This is a genomic window from Lysinibacillus sp. Ag94, from assembly GCF_023242215.1.
GTDB lineage: Bacteria > Bacillota > Bacilli > Bacillales_A > Planococcaceae > Lysinibacillus.
Genome location: NZ_CP096780.1, coordinates 3,436,989 through 3,460,135 on the forward strand (window position 1 = coordinate 3,436,989; position 23,147 = coordinate 3,460,135).

Annotated in this window: 14 protein-coding genes; 3 read left to right on the forward strand and 11 right to left on the reverse strand. The window is 35.8% G+C overall.

Annotation, left to right across the window (positions count from 1 at the left end):
• Window positions 1-92: 92 nt before the first annotated feature.
• Genes fdhF through MY533_RS15955 form a run of 3 tightly spaced genes read left to right on the forward strand, consistent with a single transcriptional unit; the run spans window position 93 to window position 4,570 of the window.
• Window positions 93-3,026, forward strand: a complete 2,934-nt coding sequence (gene fdhF, locus MY533_RS15945) for a formate dehydrogenase subunit alpha (RefSeq protein ID WP_248716730.1) — start codon at window positions 93-95, stop codon at window positions 3,024-3,026.
• Between the two features lie 4 nt (window positions 3,027-3,030).
• Complete coding sequence (locus MY533_RS15950; protein ID WP_248716731.1) at window positions 3,031-3,507, forward strand: helical membrane plugin domain-containing protein; 477 nt, start codon at window positions 3,031-3,033, stop codon at window positions 3,505-3,507.
• Window positions 3,508-3,523: 16 nt separating this feature from the next.
• Window positions 3,524-4,570: an Mrp/NBP35 family ATP-binding protein gene (locus MY533_RS15955; protein ID WP_248716732.1), complete on the forward strand. Its 1,047-nt coding sequence runs from the start codon at window positions 3,524-3,526 to the stop codon at window positions 4,568-4,570.
• Between the two features lie 186 nt (window positions 4,571-4,756).
• On the opposite strand, the gene MY533_RS15960 is transcribed toward MY533_RS15955, so the two are convergent.
• From MY533_RS15960 to MY533_RS16010, 11 genes are all read right to left on the reverse strand, one after another.
• Window positions 4,757-5,044 carry a hypothetical protein gene (locus MY533_RS15960; protein WP_132357049.1) on the reverse strand — a complete coding sequence of 96 codons (288 nt, stop codon included), beginning with the start codon at window positions 5,042-5,044 and terminating at the stop codon, window positions 4,757-4,759.
• A gap of 115 nt (window positions 5,045-5,159) precedes the next feature.
• Window positions 5,160-5,360, reverse strand: a complete 201-nt coding sequence (locus MY533_RS15965) for a hypothetical protein (RefSeq protein WP_132357050.1) — start codon at window positions 5,358-5,360, stop codon at window positions 5,160-5,162.
• A gap of 296 nt (window positions 5,361-5,656) precedes the next feature.
• Entirely contained in the window at window positions 5,657-6,529 is an 873-nt protein-coding gene (locus MY533_RS15970) for an ABC transporter permease (protein WP_248716733.1), read from the reverse strand.
• Window positions 6,526-7,446: an ABC transporter ATP-binding protein gene (locus tag MY533_RS15975; RefSeq protein WP_248716734.1), complete on the reverse strand. Its 921-nt coding sequence runs from the start codon at window positions 7,444-7,446 to the stop codon at window positions 6,526-6,528. The genes MY533_RS15970 and MY533_RS15975 overlap by 4 nt, the downstream gene beginning before the upstream one ends.
• Before the next feature lie 4 nt (window positions 7,447-7,450).
• Window positions 7,451-7,870 (reverse strand): DUF3021 domain-containing protein, encoded by a 420-nt coding sequence (locus tag MY533_RS15980; RefSeq protein WP_371873361.1) that lies wholly within the window; start codon window positions 7,868-7,870, stop codon window positions 7,451-7,453.
• 2 nt (window positions 7,871-7,872) lie between these two features.
• On the reverse strand, window positions 7,873-8,319 hold the full coding sequence (locus tag MY533_RS15985; protein WP_132357054.1) for a LytTR family DNA-binding domain-containing protein: 447 nt from the start codon (window positions 8,317-8,319) through the stop codon (window positions 7,873-7,875).
• 327 nt (window positions 8,320-8,646) lie between these two features.
• Window positions 8,647-8,916 carry a 2TM domain-containing protein gene (locus MY533_RS15990; protein WP_132357055.1) on the reverse strand — a complete coding sequence of 90 codons (270 nt, stop codon included), beginning with the start codon at window positions 8,914-8,916 and terminating at the stop codon, window positions 8,647-8,649.
• A gap of 118 nt (window positions 8,917-9,034) precedes the next feature.
• Window positions 9,035-9,802, reverse strand: coding sequence for a thioesterase II family protein (locus tag MY533_RS15995; RefSeq protein ID WP_248716735.1), 768 nt, complete (start codon window positions 9,800-9,802; stop codon window positions 9,035-9,037).
• On the reverse strand, window positions 9,780-16,337 hold the full coding sequence (locus MY533_RS16000; RefSeq protein ID WP_248716736.1) for a non-ribosomal peptide synthetase: 6,558 nt from the start codon (window positions 16,335-16,337) through the stop codon (window positions 9,780-9,782). Before MY533_RS16000 ends, MY533_RS15995 begins: the two co-directional genes overlap by 23 nt.
• Window positions 16,330-21,873: a type I polyketide synthase gene (locus MY533_RS16005; protein WP_248716737.1), complete on the reverse strand. Its 5,544-nt coding sequence runs from the start codon at window positions 21,871-21,873 to the stop codon at window positions 16,330-16,332. The genes MY533_RS16000 and MY533_RS16005 overlap by 8 nt, the downstream gene beginning before the upstream one ends.
• Window positions 21,874-22,009: 136 nt before the next feature.
• Complete coding sequence (locus MY533_RS16010; protein WP_248716738.1) at window positions 22,010-22,948, reverse strand: NAD-dependent epimerase/dehydratase family protein; 939 nt, start codon at window positions 22,946-22,948, stop codon at window positions 22,010-22,012.
• Window positions 22,949-23,147: the final 199 nt, after the last annotated feature.

Consider the following 23,147-nt stretch of genomic DNA (forward strand, 5'->3'; position numbering starts at 1 on the left):
TAAAATAAAAAAGCTCGTAACTCTATTCCCGTTTATCCTAAGTATTAACCTGTTGTCAAATAAGTCTCAAAGAGCAAAAGGAGGAAAATACCTTGACTACAATTAAAATTAATGGCCAACCGTATGATGTAGCAGAGGGGGCTACAATACTTGATACCATTAATCAAAATGGCATCGCCCATCCACAAATTTGTCATGTACCAGCTGTTGATCCTATCGAAACTTGTGATACATGTATCGTCGAAGTGAATGGACAATTAGTTCGCTCTTGTTCAACAAAAGCAGTAAACGGCATGGATATCCAACTTACTTCTGATAAAGCGAAAGCTGCACAAACAGAAGCAATGGACCGTTTACTAGAAAATCATTTACTGTACTGCACAGTTTGCGATAATAACAACGGAAATTGTACATTACACAATACAGCAGAATTAATGGAAATCGAACATCAAAAATATCCTTATCAACCAAAAGTTGAACCACACGAAGTAGACATGTCTCACCCGTTTTATCGATATGATCCAAATCAATGTATCGCATGCGGACAATGTGTAGAGGTTTGTCAAAACTTACAAGTTAATGAAACATTATCTCTTGATTGGGAGGCCGAAAGACCAAAAGTAATTTGGGATGAAGGCGTGGCTATTAACGATTCTTCATGTGTAGGCTGTGGACAATGTGTGACTGTTTGTCCATGTAATGCCTTAATGGAAAAATCAATGCTCGGTGAAGCTGGTTTTATGACTGGGCTTAAACAAGAAACATTAGATCCGATGATTAATTTAATTAAGGAAGTTGAACCTGGGTATAGTGGTATCTTTGCCGTTTCTGAAGTCGAAGCAGCTATGCGTAGTAAACGTACGAAGAAAACAAAAACAGTTTGTACTTTCTGTGGTGTAGGTTGTTCGTTCGAAGTGTGGACAAAAGACCGCAAAATTTTAAAAGTGCAACCTTCTGACGGTCCTGTAAATGCTATTTCCACTTGTGTAAAAGGAAAATTCGGCTGGGACTTCATCAACTCTGAAGAACGAATTACAAAACCATTAATTCGTAAAAATGATGCATTTGTTGAATCTTCATGGGATGAAGCACTTGACTTAATTGCTACTAAACTAGGTGGTATTCAAAAAGAATATGGTTCTGGTTCTGTCGGCTTTATTTCTTCTTCAAAAATTACAAACGAAGAAAACTATTTAATTCAAAAAATGGCACGTCAACTATTCGAAACAAATGACGTTGATAACTGCTCACGCTATTGTCAATCGCCAGCTACAGATGGCCTACTACGCACAGTTGGTATAGGTGGCGACGCTGGAACGATCAAAGATATTGCAAAAGCTGGCCTTGTTATTATTGTTGGGGCAAACCCTGCAGAAGGTCACCCTGTTTTAGCTACTCGTGTAAAACGTGCCCATAAGTTACACGGTCAAAAATTAATTGTTGCCGACGTTCGTAAACATGAAATGGCTGAGCGTTCTGATATTTTCATGCGTCCAAAACAAGGAACAGACCAAGTATGGTTAATGGCCGTTACAAAATATATGATCGATCAAGGTTGGCATGATGAAGCCTTCATTCAAGAGAACGTGCACTTCTTTGATGATTTTAAAGATGTACTTGAAACATACACACTAGAATATGCAGAAAAAGAAACGGGCATTTCAAAAGAAACGTTGATAAATGTTGCTGAAATGATTCGTGATGCTGACGGTACATGTGTACTTTGGGGTATGGGTGTTACACAAAATACAGGTGGCTCCTATACATCAGCTGCAATTTCTAACCTACTTCTAGCTACTGGTAACTATCGTCGTCCAGGTGCAGGTGCCTACCCTCTTCGTGGTCACAACAATGTTCAAGGTGCTTGTGATATGGGTACACTACCGAATCTATTACCAGGTAATCAAAAAGTAATAGACGACGAAGCACGTAAGAAATTTGAAGAAGCATATGGTGTGAAAATCAAACCTGAACCAGGTCGTACGAATATGGCAATGTTAGATGCGATCATGGAAGGTAAAATGAAAGCAATGTATTTAGTTGGGGAAGATATGGCACTAGTAGATTGCGATGCTAACCATGTAGATAAAGTACTTTCACAATTAGACTTCTTTGTTGTACAAGATTGCTTCCTTTCACGTACAGCACAATATGCGGATGTTATTTTACCAGCAGCACCTTCTCTTGAAAAAGAAGGTACGTTCACGAATACAGAGCGTCGTGTGCAACGACTATATCAAGCATTACCAACACTTGGTGAATCAAAAGCCGATTGGGAAATCCTTCAATTAGTAGCACGTCGCCTAGGCGCTGACTGGAATTACAGTCACCCAAGTGAAATCTTTGCTGAAATGGCTAGTCTTGCACCATTCTTCTCGCAAGCAAACTATGATGTATTAGAAAATTGGGGTAGCTTCTGTTGGGGTAGCCTTGATGGTAAAGACACACCATTACTATATGAGGATGGCTTTAACTTCCCTGACAAAAAAGCTCGATTTGCTTTAAATGATTGGATTAGACCGGTTGAATATGAAGCGCAATATGACTGTCATATTAATAACGGTCGTATGCTTGAACACTTCCATGAAGGTAATATGACAAATAAATCAAAAGGGATTCAATCGAAAGTACCTGAAATTTTTGTTGAAGTATCACCGGAGCTAGCAAAAGAACGCGGCATTGAAGATGGAGCTCTTCTTCGTTTAGTGTCTCCTCAAGGCGCATTAAAATTAAATGCCCTAGTAACAGATCGCGTACAAGGAAATGAACTTTTCTTGCCTATGAACTCTGTTAGCAAAGATTCAGCGATTAATTTCTTAACGGGTCCAGCTGGAGACATCAATACATCGACACCGGCGTACAAACAAACAAAAGTACGTGTAGAAGTATTGAAGCAAAAAGGAAAATCGCCACTTCCTAGAACAAACCCACGTTATAAAAAACGTCATCCACAAAATGGTGTTGAGGTACAACGTAAATGGAACCGTCCTGGCTACGTTCACTTAACAACTAACGAAAGGGAGTGATTTCATGGCTGCACCAATTACGACAATTAAAAAAGCGCAAATAACAGAAGAACAACTAAAGGAAGAAAAGTTAGAGAATTTAAAGCAACTTCTTTCTGAGAATGAAGAAATGGTAAACCAGGTCTTTACGATCATGGCAGAATTAAATGATATTGGAGCGCTAGAAGCTGCTACGAAACTACTTGAAGCAAAAGAGGATGTTGCACATATTGCTCTTGGTCAATTAACGCGTAAGCCAGTGACGAATATTATCAACAACTTAATGGGTGTTGCGGGAGCATTAACCGAACTGAATCCCGAAACAACAACAAAGCTTGTTGAGGGCTTAAATACTGGTATAAATGAAGCGAACAAGGCCGTTGAATCGGACGAAAAGGTTAGTGCCTTTAAGTTGTTCAAAATGTTAAACGATCCTGATGTTAATCGTGCTGTTAACTTTGGCGTTCACTTCTTAAAAGGGCTTGGCAAAGGCCTAAAATAGGAAGGTGGTTTCTAATATGCTAACGAACGAACACATTTTAAAAACTTTGCAGAAAATCGATGATCCAGAACTTCATAAAAGCATCGTTGACTTGAATATGGTACGCAATATTCAAGTCAACGGTACGGATATCTCACTTGATATTATTTTGACTATTCAAGGATGTCCTTTAAAAGCTAAAATCCAACAAGATGTTGAAGAAGCGTTGAAAGCGATCGGTGCATCAAAAGTCTCCATTGCATTTGGTTCTATGACAGATGACGAACGTCGTAGTTTAACAGCTTCTTTAAAATCAGAAAAAGTGACGGATAAAGGTATGCCTAAAATGCTTCTTCCCGATTCTGGTGTTAAATTTATAGCAGTTACTAGTGGTAAAGGTGGCGTCGGTAAATCTACCGTGACAATTAACTTAGCAGTAGCTCTTGCCCGTCTTGGAAAACGTGTAGGTATTTTAGACGCCGATATATATGGCTTCAGTATTCCTGCCATGATGAAGATTCAACAAAAGCCAACAATGATTGACCAAACGGCTATTCCAGTAATCAGTCATGGTGTGAAGATCATGTCGATGGGTTTTTTCACAAACGAAAACCAACCTGTCATGTGGCGTGGCCCAATGCTCAACAAATGGATTCGTAATTTCCTTGTCAATACACATTGGGATGAATTAGATTATCTCCTTATAGACTTACCACCTGGTACAGGAGATGTAGCCATTGATATGGCGGCAATGATTCCACAAGCGCAGGAAATTATTGTCACAACACCACACCTTGCAGCTTCTCATGTTGCTTCTCGTGCAGGTCTGATGGCTCAACATACGAAACATACGATTCTTGGTGTAGTTGAAAACATGGCCTACTTCGAAAACTCAAATGGTGAAAAGAACTATTTATTCGGTCAAGGTGGCGCAGAAAAATTAGCAGAAGAACTTCAGACAAGTATCCTCGCTCAAGTTCCATTTGCGCAACCTGAGGAAAATACAGGTTCTTCCGTTTATGACGAAGACTCCATTATCGGTGAGGTATTTACCCATCTTGCAGAAGATATGATGTATCGATAAAGAGAAAGTAGGCGGTTTTCTTCATCCCCTACTGAAGATTAGTCTTCCCCAATCAGGCTTTTACCGGCAGTTATTCTCCTGCCAAAGAGCATGATAAAACACAAAAATCCTTGGCTCGCTTTTACACGAGCCAAGGATTTTTTTATGGAGCAATGTTCAAATTTGAAACACTCCCCTATATGTAATTCAATAGCCTGCTTTTTTTAAAACTTGCATAAAATAAAAACGGTACGTATTTTTAACGAAAGAATCTAAAGGCAGCCCAACATTTAATTGATACTTTGTAAAAATAAAATAAAAACGCTTATCCCATTTTAATCGTAATAACTCCCCAGCATCGTCACCGTATTTCTCCGTAAATTCCTCAATTAAAGGTTCAATCATATAGTAGCAATAATCTTTTAAGTTTGCGAGAGCCTCTATATCTTTCTCCTTTTGAAAACGTGTAATCCAATCTTCTAATTGTTCGTTCATGTTAAATTCATCTCTCTTTATTGAGTTTCTTCCTATTATATTATAACGCTTTTTATAAGTTTTAGCTCCTCTTGTTGACGTATTGTGATTTGAAAAGGTTTTAATTTTAACTCTGCTAATTTATGAGCCGTTTATTATATTCAATCCACTTTTCCATTTCTCTCTCCACGGCTCGATTTTGCCATTCAAACCAAATACCAGAACATTCACTACAGTGACTGTCTACCCCATTTTTATTATGCATATCTTTACGAGTAAATACAGTTTTTTTACGACAGCTGTAGCAGTAAACTTCTTTCTCTTTATCAAATTCCATCACTATCAACTCCAACATTTTTACACATATTCCTTTCCGTTTTTTATATAAATTATTCTAAAACAGGGAAAACGGCATGAAAATCGTATCGTCCTTCGAGTTGGCTCTAGCTGTTCACAACCTTGTATACAATGACTCAACTATGACATTAGGATTAACTTTAAATAGTAGGGTTTTGTATTAAACCCTTTTCCTATAAACATGTGATGAACAAAAAGAACCACATACGGTAAAGTCGTATGTGGCTCTTCCACAAGTGCAAATGAAGTCATAATGTGTAGAAGTTGAGTAAATATTTATTTGTTTTTTCTACCATATAGCCATAATGAGATACGCGTAAAAACAATAATAGAAGCAATAATATAAATTACACTATGCATTGGGGAAAAAATCATATCGTTCCATTCATAATGGACACCAAATTGAATTTCATAATTATTCCCTGCTTCAGGTGCACCTTCAAAAACCTTATCAAGGGAATCACGCATCAAAGCTTCTCTAAACAAAACTGTTGTATGACTAATCGGGAATATCATGATTATTTTTTGTACAAAATCAGGTACTGCGCCAAGTGGCACGTATACTCCGCATAAAAAACCAATAGCGGTACCTACAACTGTATTTAAGGTTGAAAAAGCATTTTGTGTTGAGACTAACAGAGTAAGAAATAGGTTGAAAACACTGCTTAGTGTAACTGCAAGTACAATAATCCCAATGAGTTGAACTATTTTTTCAAACGTATACCAGGATCCGCCCATGAACACAATAAATAATTGACATGCAATTAACCCAATAAGCGATAAAACAAAGCCAATAAGCAAGGAATTGATAACATAGCTTAATTGAATTTTTGCACGTGCATTAGGAGTTGTTAAAAAATCAGCCATTACTTTTGTCTCTAAGTCCTTTATATAAATACCTAGAGCTGCTAACGTCGTAGTTACAGCAATAATGGAGAGTAAGCCTGCAACCATCCATTCATTCACCATAGTTTTCAATTGATCCGATGCTGGTACTAATTGTTCAATGGCATCTACTTGTGTTTTTTGAATAAAAATCGCATACAGCATGATAACAATAATCACTGATAAGATTGAAAAAAATACAAGCATACGATCACGTCGAAATACTTTATTATGCCTACTAACCAAATTCAACATTGTGTTCATGTTAATGGCACCTCCTCATTGATACGAATAAATACATCGTCCATCGAACCTTTCTTTACTTCAAATGAGCTAATAAAAGTCTGAAGTTCTTTTAAAATATCAAGTGCATGAATGGTAGATTGAACACGTACGCGGTACTCGCCATTTTTCTCTTCAAAATTAAGATTGTTTTGCGTTAGTAATGATGAACCATCTACACCGTTATTAAAAAAGACAAATAATTCATCATATGTATATTGCTCTTTTAATGTATTTGGTGTACCTTTAGACACGATTTTTCCTTCCTTCATTACTACTATTTCATCTGCTACAGCAGCTTCTTCCATATAATGAGTAGTCAAAAAAATCGTCATATTCGTTTCTTCTTGTAGCTTTTTAATTGCATCCCAAACAAAGACGCGTGTTTGTGGATCAAGGCCTGTTGTAGGTTCATCTAAAAATAAAATAGTTGGTTTATGAATAATTGCTCTTGCAATATCTGCACGTCGCTTTTGACCGCCAGATAATGTCCCATATTTTTTCTTCGCAATATCTTCTAAATGTAAATAGCGATCCACAAATCCCCAGTTTTCTTGTAATTCTTTTTTTGTCAAGTTATATATGTTACCTCGATGTAAGATATTTTCTTTCACTGTTAGACGCGCGTCCAAAATGCTTTGCTGAAAAACAACCCCTATTGCTTTTCGAATTAAATAATTATTTGTTCGACTACCTAGGGGCACACCATTAATTTTTACATCCCCTGAAGTTTTTTCCAACAATGTACACAACATTTCAATAGATGTAGATTTTCCAGCACCATTTGTCCCTAAAAATGCAAATAATGCACCCTTCTTTACCTCAAACGAAATTCCCTTTACTGCTTCATGTGAACCGTATTTCTTACTTAAATTTTTCACGTCAATTACTAATTCCATTTAACTAACCTCTCTTTCTATTTTGTAATAAGTTATTAATTTCATCTACTTCACGCTTTGTTAGTAGCCATAATAGCATCCAAATAATGATATAGGCGATGGCTTCAATTAAAAAAACTGGCCAGATGGTATGCCATTTTGATAATTCAAACCAAGAGCCGACCAATCCTGCGACAAAGACACAAATAGTAACAAAACAGAAATGAAGTGTTAATTGAACATTGAAAGACACAATTCCCGTTTCAAATATAAGTGTTGCAATGCCAATTAAAATACCCATAATTGCTGCAGTTAATAGCTCTCTTAATAGATCTTGACCACTAATTAAACTATCTGGGTTGGCAACACTACCCAGTGTTAATATTACATAGGACGTGCTTAGTCCAATAAGAAGTCCAATTATCCCATTTTGTATAATTTTTATTGTTAATTCCTCCCAATACCAAGTGCTTGTTTTAGTTTCTTTAAATAATTTCGACTCACAACAACGGAAATCTCATTTTCTAAAAGTAGTTGTGTTGATCCAAGTGGCCCTAATTGTATAGAGGTAATTTTAGAAATATTAACAAGAGTTGATTTATTGACACGCACAAATTTGTCGCCAAGTAATTGTTCCAATTCATAAATTCTCCGCTTTGAGTCAAATTCTTCTTCTTCAGTTTGAAAAAAAACTTTTATACCTTCTGCATAGATACAGTAAATATCATTCGTTTTTAACATGTGAATTTCATTATCCCTATACCCATCAATGACATTAACTTCATTCTTTTTTAATTGTTTCATCAACTGTTCAATTTCAGCGTTATATTCATTTGCATAAATGTGTACTTCTATTTCATCATATTGCTTTTCGATATTTATCTTTATTTTCATCTAGACCTCCATGCCACTAAAATAATGATATCATTTAATTTTCCATAAAATTAAAAATCTAAATGAAATGTATTAAATTAACTATAAGGTGTTTATTTTCTTTAATAAGTTGCATATTTAAGTTTTCGCCTCTTAGATACATCAAGCACTTAACACTTCGAATTAAGTAACTGAAAAAGTAATTGAAAGTGGAATTCCAGTCCAAATTACCGAGATAACTATTCAACAAATCCTTTTTATGCATTTAAATAGAAGAAAAACGTTTCAAAAACATTGAGCTTTTGAAACGTCTAGGTAAATCGAAATGACTTATTATTAAAGTTGAATTTATTTTTTATTCATATACTTTTCTAACTGCCTCTTCTCCCATTCTTCCCCCAAAAACTTGCCTCTACTAAATACTGAAATACCATGTGCTACAATTCCGATTCCCCAACCTAGTAAAGTATAAATAAACCATAAGCTTCCCGGTGAAGAGAATAAGTTAATAATTATCAATCCTAAATTGACAATTATATATACAAATAAGTGGATATAAAAACTCTTCAATGCTCGAACTCTCTTTATCGAACGTTCATATTTTTCATTATCACTCAAAAATATCCCTCGCTTTTTGATAGAAAAGTTGTTTAGAGCATATAGGATCCATGTTTCCCTCTATTTTTGAAGCTCTTTAAAATCCTGCTAACAAGGATTATCCATTTATACACGACTTTTATATGGTACGTATATATTTATATATCTCAGAAAGAAGACGATCCTGCGAGCTATTTAAAAAGAAATGATTCCCTGGTAACAAAAACATTTGAAAGGATGAATTTGTAATTTTCTCCCACTGCAAAATACTTTCTTCACTCACCTCTTTATCTCGCGTTCCGCCAAACGCAATAATAGGAATTTTTAGAGACGGCCCTTGTTCATAAACATAGCACTCACATATTTCTAAATCAGCTTTTATCATAGGTAAAGAGAGTTGAACAAGTTCTTGCTCTTCAAAGAACCAATCTGGTGTTCCATTTAGACTCTTCAACCTTTCTAAAAGTTCATTATTTGGTAGAGTATGATAAAAAGTTGAAGATTTTCGTGGTAAATGTGGTGCCCTGTGAGCAGAGACAAATAAACAATCTGGACGAACACCATGACGCTTCTCCAAATGACGGGTGAACTCAAAGGCTATTAATGCGCCCATACTATGTCCAAAAAATACAAAAGGAACATCATCTATAAACGACAAAAATGCTTCTTCGAGTGCTTCTAAAAGATTCGGAAGATTAGAAATTGGCTTCTCGATCAATCGATTCCCTCTACCAGGTAATTGAATACAGCATACCTCAACATCTTCAGGTAAATAGTCACCCCAATCTTTATATGTTAGGGCATTCCCCCCAGCGAAAGGGAAGCAAAAAAGGCGTAGACGTGGTGCCTTTATAGCTTTAAAAGTAACGATCCATGGATTGTACTTAATGAGAGTTAACTGATTCATTTTTAACATTCCCTTCAAACGACCTTGCTTTAACCGAATTGTTTTCTATTTTCAATTGCTCTTCAATATAAGTGGCCATCTCTTCAATTGTACTGGTTTGTAATAACGCCCTTAAAGGGAAATTGATTTGATAAGTTTCTCGGATTTCTTCAATCATTTTCATTGATTGCAAAGAATCTCCTCCAAGTTCATAAAAGCTATCATGTACGCCTATTTTATCCAATGCAAGTAAATTAGACCATATTTCGGCTATTTTTTTTTCTACTACAGTCCGAGGTTTTTCGTAACAATTAATTGTTAAGCTCTCTACATCTACATTTCTTATTAGAAGTTGACGATCTACTTTCATATTTGAAGTTAAAGGGAAATTATCAACTTTTATATAATTTTTTGGAATCATATATTCGGGTAATTTTTGAATAAGAAATGTTCGTAAATTTCTACTCTCGACAGTTTCTCCATGAGCCTGTATATAAAAAGCCAAAAGTCTTTTAGTTGTTCCTTCGTCAGCAACAGTAACAACTACATCTTTTATCGCAGGATGTTGAAGTAACATATATTCAATTTCACCTATTTCAATACGATATCCATTAATTTTTATTTGAAAGTCTTCTCTACCTATAAATTCAATGTTGCCGTCTGGTAAATACCTACCCAAATCTCCTGTTCGGTATAAACGTTCTTTCGTCTTAGGATGATAGATAAAATTCTCATTTGTTCGGACTTGGTCTTTCCAATATCCAGTAGACAATCCTATACCACCTATATAAATTTGTCCTGTAACCCAATCAGGGCAAGGTTCTAGTGACTCATTTAAGACAAGCATTTTTTGTTTAGAAAGCGCTTTTCCGTAGGGTACACTTTTACTACTAGCTTGCAAATTTTCAATAGGGTAGAAAATAGACCAAATAGAAGCCTCAGTTGCACCTCCTAAACTTATAATTAATTCTGTAGATGAATACGAACGAATAAGTTCTGGCAACGAAACGGCTATCCAATCCCCGCTCAGCATGACTAGTCTAAGATTATCAGCATATCCATTTTTCTGTGATAAATGATTCATAAACATCTCCATTAAAGCAGGGACTGAATTCCACACTGTAACTTTCTCAATGCTCAAAAGCCATTCTAAATGCTTTGGATTAAACCCGGCATCTGCATCAGGTATGACAATACTAGCACCTGCGGCAAGACTTCCGAATATATCATAGACTGAGAGGTCAAAATGTAAGGCTGAAAGTGCAATCACACGATCTTTCTCCGTTACATTAAACTTGCTGTTTATATCAATAATGGTATTTACTGCACCAGAATGAGTAATCATCACTCCTTTTGGATCACCTGTGGAACCAGAAGTAAATATTACATAGGCTAAATCATCGGGACTTTGAACGAATGGCAACGGTTCGTCAGACCAATCTGACAAAAATTGCTCATTTACTTCGTAAATAGATATCTCTTCTGGTAATTCTATTTGAGATTTCATTCCTGATTGGGTAAGAATAATTTTTACACCCGTAGAACGTAGAAGATATAGAATACGTTCATGCGGAAGTGCCGGATCAATAGGTAAGTATGCTGAACCAGATTGTAAAATACCAAGTACACCGACAACTTGTTCCCACCCTTTCTCCATAAAGATAGCTACTAATTGATTAGGTTGGGTTCCTTTATACTTTAAAAATCTGCCTATTTTATTGGACCATTTATAAACTTCATCATATGTCATTGTTTTATGGCTGCTGATAATTGCAGGAGAATTAGGTTGACTCTTCGCTTTTTGATTAAATAGTGAATGTAAAAGATCCGCCGACTCAATGTTTTCATGCAAAATAATGTCATTTCTTAGTTCAAGTTGTTCTAGAGGAATTAATGGAATAACTTGCTGATTCCAAATCTCTTCCTCATTCGCAAGTCGAGTAACTAACGACCAAAATGTTGAAAACATGCTACGAATAAAGCCTGGGGGATAAATTTCTTCAACTACATCCCAATTACAATACAGTCCGTTACGATCATCCCAAACGCCGCAATCTAGCCATACTTGGGAAGTTTGTGTAACACCATTTACATTCACAGGTTTAATAGGGAACGGGACATCTTTTTCCTCCGGTATTGGAACAACTAGCGCACTGGTAAAGACAACTGGCATCTTTGCTTCAAAGGCGCCTCCTTTTTTCGTTGTCATTTCACGAAGCACTTGAACACCACTAATATAATGATTTTCAAGGTCACTCCATAAATCAGCTTGGATCTTCCTTGCGCGCTCAATAAATGAGCATTCATTCGAATTTGTTACTGCCAATAAATTAACTGATGTAAACTCTCCTACAATATCATTTACTTGAGGATGTGCAGCATTTCGATTTAAAAATGTTAGATTAAGTGAAAAATCAGGGCTATTACTCCAATATCTTAGTACCTCCGTAAATGCAGCTAACAAAATACCTGTGGTAGTAATTCCCGCTTTCATTGCTTTTGATTTCAATCTCTTCCATGACTGAAAATCTAAACTCTCGTGAAGACGTACAAATTGTGGATTTCTTAATTCCTTTGGACTTTTTGATAGAGGAAGCTCTGGTGCCATAGGTAAAGAATCAACACGTTTTTTCCAATAATCAAGAGCATTATTATATCTATCTGTTTTTTTGAATTCTTCAATTGCCATAACGTAGTCTCTAAAAGAGATTTCCAATGGTGCTAGCTCATTTTCTTTTCCTTGATAAATTGTCACTAGCTCCCTCATTAAAATAACAAAGCTCCATACATCCCACATTAATGCATCTGAACTAAAATGGATAAGTGATTTTTGATCCTCAAGTAGAGTAATTCTTATATCAAACACTGGCCACGTATAAATATCTAGTACTTGATGGGATAATTCTTCCCTTGTAGCTTTAACTGCACTTTCTACTTCATCAGGATTTTTCCCCCGCAAATCCGTTATTGTAATTGGATAATACGGTACTTTTTGATAAACTTGTTGTTTGCCGTCTGATGTTATTACGGTCCTTAACATATCATGTCTTTTTATTAAATAGTTCCATGCCTCCTCGAACTTATTAATATCTAAATATTGTGCTTCATATTCATCATAACTATGTGTAGCAACATTACCTAATTCGTATACATCATTACGTCCAATCCAGTATGCTTGTTGGATATCAGTTAGTGGGAATGGCTCATATCTGTCTTGTAGATTAGGTTTAATAACTGGAAGTAGCTGCTTATCATCAAAATACTCTTGATTTTTCCCTTTTAGATTATCAATTTCAATAGCCAATTTCGAAATTGTTGTAAAGTTGAATAAAGTTTGCAACGAGAATTCAATCTTAAAAATTTTCCTTACTTGTGCCGTTATTTTCATGGCAAGTAAAGAGTAGCCCCCTATTTGGAAAAAATCATCATTTACACTAATTCTAGAAACACCAAATACTTCTTTCCATATATCAACCAAGATTTCTTCTGTAAGCGTTCGGGCTGGTGTATATTCATTAAGCATATTCCATTCAGTAATATCTGGTTCTGGTAGTCGCTTCCGATCAATCTTGCCATTATTGGTTAATGGAAATGCGTCTAACAAAACAATATAGGATGGAACCATATAATCGGGTAGTTTCGTATTTAAATAACTTTTTAAATCCCGAATAGAAACTGCACTATTTTTCTGACAAATAATATAAGCTACTAAGCTCTGCAATTCGGAATTACCGGTTCTGACAACTACAATACTTTGAGTAATCCCCGGATACTGGAGTATGTTGTTTTCAATTTCATTTAATTCGATTCGGTAACCACGTATCTTTATTTGAAAGTCTGAACGTCCAATTAATTCAATATTCCCATCTGGTAAATATTTAGCTAAGTCACCTGTTTTATATGCCCTTTTCATTGTTCCTGATTCATCAGATAATACTATAAATCTTTCAGAAGTTAGCTCTTTTCTATAAAGATAGCCTTGAGCAACTCCATCACCTGAGACGTATAATTCACCTGGAATGCCAACTGGAACTACCTGACGGTATTCATCTAAGATCAGTAGCTGGGTATTAGGAAATGGTTTACCAATAGGCAATGAATCGTTGGATTGTAATTGATTATTAGCACACTCGAAGTAAGAACTATCAATTGTTGCTTCTGTTAGGCCGTAAGAGTTAATAACCCTTGTTTGTGCCCCACAATATTTACAAAGTTTCTGATACTCCTCTATTTTCCAATTATCTGAGCCGACAATGACTAACTTCATAAAATCTAATTTTTGTTGACTGTCTTCTAAGTACTGTAACAAACTACGAATAATTGCAGGGACGAACTCCGCACAATCAATTTTTTCATGAAGTAAAAGTTGATATAGTTGTTCTGGGTCTAATAAAACTTCTTCTGGACATAACACTAATTTTGAGCCAGAGCATAGCGCACGAACAATGTCACCAACGCATACGTCAAATGAAAAGCTGGCCATTTGTAAATGGGCATGAGTATTATTCATTAACTGATATTCATGTTCCCAGCCATTAAACGTGTGCACCAAATTATTGTGGCTTACCATAGTCCCTTTCGGAAGACCTGTAGAACCAGATGTGTAGATGATATAAGCCAAACTATCTGGGTTAATCTTAATTGGCTTATTTGTAGATTTTTCTTGATTTAACTTCTCTTTTACCTGTGTATCGTCAACAACAATAGTATTTAGGCTCGATTCAGCTAAGAGCGAACTATTAAGCACTTTATTAGTGATAATAGTAGCTACCTTGGAATCTTTGAGCATGTAATGTAGTCGATCGCTTGGATATGAAGAATCCATTGGTAGATAAGCTAGGCCTGTTTTTAATACCCCTAAAACGGATATAATTAAATCCATTGATTTAGGCAAACATATCCCAATAATTGAATCCTCCGCTTCCTTTTGTTTCAAAATTAAAGATGCAAGTTGATTCGCTTTTACATTAAGCTCCTTATAGGTCATAGATTCATCTTTGAAAACGATGGCTATTGCATCTGGATTCCTCTCAACTTGTTTTTCAAACCATGTACATACATTTTCATCTTTAGGGAAATCAATGATATTTCCATTCCATAACTTTAATTGATTCAATTCCTCAGTTGTCAAATAATTTATTTCACCAATTGGCTTATCAGGTTCAGACAGAATTTTTTCTAGTAGAATCTGGAAGTGCTCTGCCATTTTGTAAATAAAGGTACTATCAAATAGATCGGTATTATACTCCAAAATGCATTTCTGTGGATAAATATCTCCGCCATCTAAAATATCAAGAGACAAATCGAACTTTGCTGTACCACCATCTATAGGTTGATAATTCATCAATACATTATTAAGTCGATAGTTTGGAACCGCATTTTGATATGTGAATAAAACCTGAAAAAGCGGGTTAAGACTTGAGCTTCTTTCAGGAGCTACATTCTGAACAATACTCTCAAAAGGAACATCTTGGTGAGAGAAAGCTTCTAAAGAAGCTTCCTTCACCTGCTTAAGTAAATTTTTAAAGCTTACATTTCTAGACAGCCTTACACGAAGAGGCAAAGTATTAACAAATACACCTATTAACTTTTGGAATTCATTTCGGTTTCTTCCTGAGATAGGAACACCAACGATAATGTCATTTTGTCCAGTGTAACGATATAACAAGGTATAAAACACTGTAAGCATTGCCATAAAAGCTGTCGACTCTTCAGAATTACATAATTTTTTCAAATTATCACTTGTTGCTTTTGATAACTCAAAAACATATGAGGATCCATTAAAAGTTTGTATTGCTGGACGTAAGTAAGTCGTCGGTAGTTCTAAAACAGGCGGAGAGCCTTCGAGGGCTGTTTTCCAATATGTTAGCTGTTCTTGAAAAAGTTCATCAGTCAAATGCTTCTGTTGCCATGACACGTAGTCAGAATATTGCATTGTAAGATTCTTTAATTTAGAAGGTGTGTTGTTGATAAAAGCTTCATATAACTCACTAAGCTCTTGTAATAATACTGTAACGGACCACCCATCAAAGATAATATGATGCATTGTAACTACTAGGTAGTGTTCATCATCATTCAATTGAAGTAAAACGACTCTCCATAAAGAAGAGTCATTTTTTAAATTAAATGGTTTTTGAATTTCCTCATTGACGATTCTATTTCGCTCTTGACGTTGTACGTCTTTAGGCAATTCTCTTAAATCTAAAAATTCCATCATCACTGAAGATTCGGACGTTATTTTTCTTATAGGTTCACCGTTCCTATCTTCAACAATACTTGTACGAAGTGTTTCGTGTCTATTAGCTATTTCTTTGAAACAAGCCTGCAAAACATCAATATCAAGCTCTCCCAATAACAGAAAAGCAGAAGGAATATTGTAAGCAGAGCTCTCAGGATCTAATTGACTTAAAAACCATAATCTTTTCTGAGGAAAAGATAAAGTATGGTTTTCAGTTTTAGGGATTTCTCGGCCAATTAACTTTGACTTAAGTTGATTTACCAGCAAAGCTTTCTGTTCATCTGTAAGTGTTCCAATCTGATCAAGATACTTATTCAACTTGATCCCTCCCAGCTGCGACTAAACTAATAATATCGTTAATTTTGTCTTCTGAAAGTTCTCCTAAATCCGAAATAATCTGTTCTACTTCTTCATCTTGGATTAAGTTGTGCTTTTTATCTAGCATTTCCATAATATTTATTGCTAACTCTTGTGAAGTTACCCCACGTAATAAATCTACAACAGCAATAGTAACCTGAAGACTTGCTTCAATTGTATTTTTCAACTCCATTGCCATCATGGAATCTAAACCAAAAGCGTTAAGTGGTACATTTACTTCTATCTGTGTACGATTTAAACGCAACACGGCACAAGATAATTCCATAATGTGTGCTTCAAGTTGTGATAGCTGTTCCTTACGATCCTTTAATTGTAATAAACTATTCAAAAAGTCTTGCGAATTATCTTCTGAATTATCCGTGTGACTTTGTAATTCTCTATGTTTATTAACAAGTTCGGCAATGATAGGAGGTACATTTCCAAGAGGATAGTTTTTATCGGCTACTTTTGGCCAATCCGCTCCTACTACACTGAATTGCGCTCTATTCTGACATAATAATTGGTTCAGTGCCTCAAGCCCTTGATCATTTGTCATCGAATATAAACCGCGATTATCAAAGTAATTTAGCAAATCAAGCTGTGTAGCCATCCCAGATTCTAGCCATGGCCCCCAGTTAATACTTAATCCATGCATTCCCCGAGATCTTCGATATTGTGCCAATCCATCTAAAAATGCATTGCCTGCTGAATAATTAGCCTGTCCACTCATAACTACAACAGATGCAATGGATGAATATAGAACAAAGAAATCTAGTGATTGGTTTTCAAAATGTTCATGTAAGTTCCATCCGCCAATCATTTTTGGTCGAAGAACGTCGGTAAATTGTTGCTGATTCATTTGATATAATAATTGTGGTCGAGCTACCCCGGCTGTATGGATTACTCCACGGATTTCTGGCCACCCAGCTTCAGAATATTGAAGCAGAGATTTCTCTATTTCACTCTTATTACATACGTCAGCAGTAGCTATATGGATAGTAGCTCCCAGCGACTCTAGCTCTTTTATAGCTGTAATACGCTTCCCTTCTACACTATCGATATCTACTTTATCCCAATCTAAACGATTGTGGAATTTTCCACGGCCCATTAAAATTAAATGCCTAGCGCCTTTTTTAATCATCCAGCGAGCCGTTAATAACCCTAAACCACCAAAACCACCAGTAATTAAGTAACTTGCATCTGGTCTGAATACTATTGGGAGTGGCTTATTAAGTTGAACATCTTCTTCTAACCGAACAACAAAACGTTCCCCTTGTCTAAAGGCAACATGATCTTCTCCATCTGTATTCCAAATCTCTTCAAATAATAGATTACTATTTTTCTCAACTGACAAGGAATCATCTAAATCTATAATTCCTCCCCATAAATTCATATGTTCCTGATGCCCAATCGCTTTTGCTAGCCCCCATACAGCTGATTGAGCTACGTTATTCAAACTGTCCGTACCTACTTGCTGTGCTCCAGTTGTTGCTACCCATAAACGAACATTATCTGGAAGTTGCTTATGAACAATAGATTGAACAAGGTGAAGCAAACCAACACAACCCAATTCTTCCACTCTATTTAAGCCATTGGTGTTTAAAATATCTGTTACTTTATTATCGAGTGCCCAACCATAAATAATTCCTCGACATTGAGCGGAATCTGAAAGTATATCATCCATTAATATAACGAAATCTTCAGAATTTGAAGGGTTTATAGTAAATATATTATTTGTTTTTTCGTATTTAACTCCTGGATGCACAGAATAGCAGTGCTCTCCTACCTTCATTAGCTTTTCTGCAACAGAATGTCCTATTTTTTGTTCGTCTTCAAAAATTATCCAATACCCTTTGTCAGACACGTTTTTTACAGGAGAATATTCACTAGCTTCTTTTCTTACTTGCGTATGCCATTGCAATTCATATATATCTTGTGTTCCTAAAGATTTGTTAGATGAAGTTGTATCCTTTAATGAAACTGCGTTACATCCTAAAATTTCCATAATAATATTTCCTTCAGAATCAAAAAGGTGTATATCTCCCTCTAATGATGTTTCTGTTTTGTTCAAAATAGAAGCATGAATCCACAAATCTGTATTTAAACGAACTTTTTGATGTAAAGCTCCCTTTGCTACACCTACAGGCATATAAACTGTCGTATTCTCTTCGTCCTCTTGGAATGGCAATGCAGCAGCAAGTACTTGGAAACATAAATCCAAGATAGAAGGATGTATTTCATACTCATCCAATTGAGCTCCAATTATTTCGTGTAAACTTATCTTTGCCAATGCTTCTTGCTCACCTTGCCATAGTGTTTCAATACCCTGGAAAGTTTCTCCATACTCAAGACCGAATTTACGGAATTGCAAATAACATTGTTCCTGGGAAAGTTGTAAAGTACAACGTTGTTTTAAGACTTGAAGTTCTTTGTTTTGAGATTTAAGACTAACGTTCGGTCTTATCTGCCCTTCAGCATGTAATGTCCAATCCTGACTTACTCCCGTAGGCTGACTATAAATAGAAACTGTTGAGTTTTCCACTGAGTAAACCAGTCTTAATTTTACAGACTCTCCTAATGTTAAAAACAAGGCTTTATTAAACTTAACACTTTCACCACAGACGAAACCAGTAGACCCAAATAATTCTTTAGATGCTGCTAACATCATTTCAACATATGCCGCCCCAGGATATACATATGCTCCCTGAATTTGATGGTCGCATAAATAAGGAAGGCGATTCAAATCTAAATCATTTTCCCAAGTAGGCTCAGGTGTATTTAATTTTTTTCCGAGTAATAAATGGACATGTGTTCCCAGTCGCTCTTGTTCGGATATTAAAGACTCTTGCCAATAGCGTTCTCTCTGCCAAGGGTAAGTAGGTAAACAGATCGTATTATCCGCCTTTTTGTGTATGTTATCCCAATTAATAGCATACCCTTTTGTATATAAGGCACCAAGAGATTCGAATAATACCTCCTTATCTACGGTTTTGCGACGTAAAGAAGGGATTATTAGTCCTTGAACGTTATGAAGTGACAAGCATTCTGAAATAGAATTAGCTAAAACAGGATGTGGGCCTACTTCTATAAAATTATAGAAACCATCTTCAATCATGTTATTCACTGCTGCTGCAAAAAGTACTGAATCTCTTACGTTTTTCCACCAATAGTAGGCGGTAAAGTCGTCATTACTCATTAACTTGCCAGTTACAGTAGAATAGATTGGCGTGTGTGGTTTATGAACTTTAATATCTTTAAGAGCATTTAAAATATCTTCTTTTAAAGGATCCATATAATGACTATGATACGGAACTTTAACATTTAGGTATTTATAAAATATTTTTTTCTTTTCGAGTGATTCAATAAGTATATCAAGGGATTCAGGAGCCCCAGCAAGCGTTACAGCATTAGGACTATTAATAGCAGCTATAGATATTTGATCAAGATCTAGAATTTCAATTCTGGCTTCTTCAAAAGATAATCCCACCGCTACCATCTGACCTAATCCAGTAGTACGTTGTTGTAGATTACTTCGATGGTATATTACCTTTACTGCATCTTCTAAACTGTAAACACCAGCACAATAAGCTGCTGCAACTTCTCCAGCACTATGTCCTACGATAGCATCAGGTGTTATTCCCCATGATTTCCATAATTCAGCCAAACCAACTTGTAGCATAAAATTAGCTGGCTGTGCAACTTCAGTTTCCTCCATTTTGGATGATAGTTCATCAGCTAGCATAGCATCAATTATTGACCATCCTGAAAGACGTTTAAATATCTCGTCGCATTGCTCTACGGCTTTACGGAACACATCATCTTTTTGAAGAAGTTCTCTACCCATTGCCCACCATTGAGGACCCATTCCAGTGAATACTAAACTTAAAGGTGATTTTTTATTATCAGCGACTCCTGAGACAATACCAGCTTCTTTACCATCTTCCAGGAATACATCTAATTTCTCCATTAATTTATCCACAGAATTTGTAGTTATAGCTAATCGATGACTATGATGGCTACGTCTTGTAATAGCGTTATACCCAATATCACGTAATGAGTATTTATTATCAGAAATAGCTCTTTTGAAATCTTTAGCATAGTCTTTTAATGCCTGAGTATTCCGTGCAGATAAAACTATTGTTTGGAGATCCTCCGTTTTTTCTATGTCCTGAATAGTCTCATTAGGTACATATTCTTGTAAAACCACATGGGCATTTGTTCCACCGAATCCAAATGAATTAACACTAGCAATTGCTACATCAGTTTCTGGCCAAGCAGTTAATTTTGTTGGAACTTTAATATTTAGTTTTTCAAAATCGATATCAGGGTTGGCATTCTTAAGGTGAAGATGAGCCGGTATTTGACGGTTCTTCAAACAAAGAATTGTTTTAATTAATCCCGCTACACCTGCTGCAGCTTCCGTATGCCCAATATTAGTCTTAACTGATCCGATATAACATTTGTCCCCTGGAACTCTATCAGCCCCCAAAATACTTCCTAATGAATTCGCTTCTATAGGATCTCCAACCGGCGTTCCTGTTCCATGAGCTTCTACGTACTGTACTTGATTAGGTTTAATACCACTCTTTTCATAAACGTCACATAATAATTGTTTTTGTGCTTCTGCTCTTGGCACAGTAATACCTTGGGAATTACCATCTTGATTAACCCCACTACCTCTAATAATTGCATGGATAGGGTCATTATCCTGAATGGCTTGAGAAAGTGGTTTTAATAATACAACTCCTGCTCCTTCGCCACGTACATAACCATTAGCAGAAGAATCAAATGCTTTAGATCTCCCATCAGCTGATAACATCCCTGCTTTAGATTCAGCAATAAAATATTCTGGCTTAATCATTACATTGACACCGCCCGCGAATGCCATTGTACTTTCCCCATTCCTTATACTTTGACAAGCTAAATGTAACGCAACAAGGGATGAAGAACATGCTGTATCCACCGTAATACTTGGCCCACGGAAATCATATGTGTAAGAAATTCGGTTTGCCAATAACGTCATCATCGCGCCTGTAGCTGAGTGTGCATCTACTAAATGTCTGTTAGATTCCGAAAATTGCAATAATTTATAATCTAAAGTGAAAGCACCCATGAAAACACCTACATTTGTACCTGCTAAACGTTCCTGCATTTGACCTGAATTTTCCATAGCCTCCCAACAAACTTCTAGAAGCAAACGTTGTTGCGGATCTAATAAAGCTGCTTCCCTAGGAGATATACCAAAGAAAGAGGCATCAAATTGATCTACATTGTCTAAAAATCCACCCCACATAGAATTCGATTTCCCTTGGTTTACCTTATTAGAACTATAGAAGTTTGATATACTCCATCTATCACTTGGAATTTCAGTTATAGCGTCCACTTCATTACTTAATAACTCCCAGAAAGATTCTGGTGAGTTTACACCTCCTGGGAAACGGCATCCAATACCTATTACCGCAATTGGTTCTATTAAATTATCTTTTAATGTCATCATATTCCCTCGCTTATAGTAGTTTTATGTTTTGAAAAGAAGTTTTTTTATCTTGCGTTTAAAGTAGCAATGTATTGTTCTTTGTACTTCCTTAACTACGTATAAAAGAATGTATATCAAACCTTCACAGAATTGGATACTAGAGGTTATTTCGATACCAATCTAACGTTTCTTTTATAGCTTTTGCATGCGGTGTCACCTCTAGACCAAATGTACGCTCATACTTACTATGATCAACGATATATGGTTGATTATAAACATAATAAATTTCTTTCATTTCACGCATATAAGGATTAAACAATGCCATTAATCGGAATATTTGTTTCGGAGCACATTGTACTTTAAATGTTTTCTGTATTTCTTTATAAACTAGTTGTATTAGTTCTTTAGTAGTGACAGTAGTATCACTCGGGATATGCCATATTTCTCCAAGCGATTCTTCATTCTCTGCTAAAGTTACAAGTCCTCTAGCGAAATCATTTATATAAATATGTGTATGAGGAACATCTATGCACCCAATTACTTTAGCTGCTTTTCCTTGTAACGCAGACTTAAATACCCTTTCACCTAGGATTGAATGTAAAACATTTGGACCATAAAAATCAGGTCCTCTTCCAATAGCGGCACGTATTGTACCACTATAGTGAGCTTCTAATATTTCTTCAGCCATTTGAGCTCTAACTAACCCCTTCCGATCACTCGCAAGATTTAACGACGATTCATTGTACGGCTGTTTTGAAGAACCATACATAAAAAGGTTATCTGCATAAATCAATTTAGCCCCTGCTTGACTTGTTCCATAAATAATTCCTTTGTTTAAATTCGGAAATTGCTCTGGCCACTTCGTATAATCAGGTTTGGCACAATGATATACAACTGTTGCTCCCTTAAATGCATTAGCTGACTCTTCAAAATTTGAAACATTCGCATGGATTAAAATTACGTCCTTAGGAAGTTCGATGAAACTCTTTTGGTTAACCATTATGACCTCTTTCTCCCTAATTAGAAGCTCTCTCATTACTGCAAGCCCAAGTGGTCCAGTTCCAACTACAACATGTTTTTCTTTATTAGCACACATTTCAACCTCCTACAAAACACTTTTTGGAAAACAAAAGGTAATATAACAAATAATAACATTAATCCACCCTTTTCCACTCTACCATATTTGTATCTTATTGGAAATAAATATTTCTGAATTTTATGTTAAAATACCTATGTTTATATTTACTACCTTTAGAACTATATTGATTTCGAATACGCATTAAAAGTAGGATAAA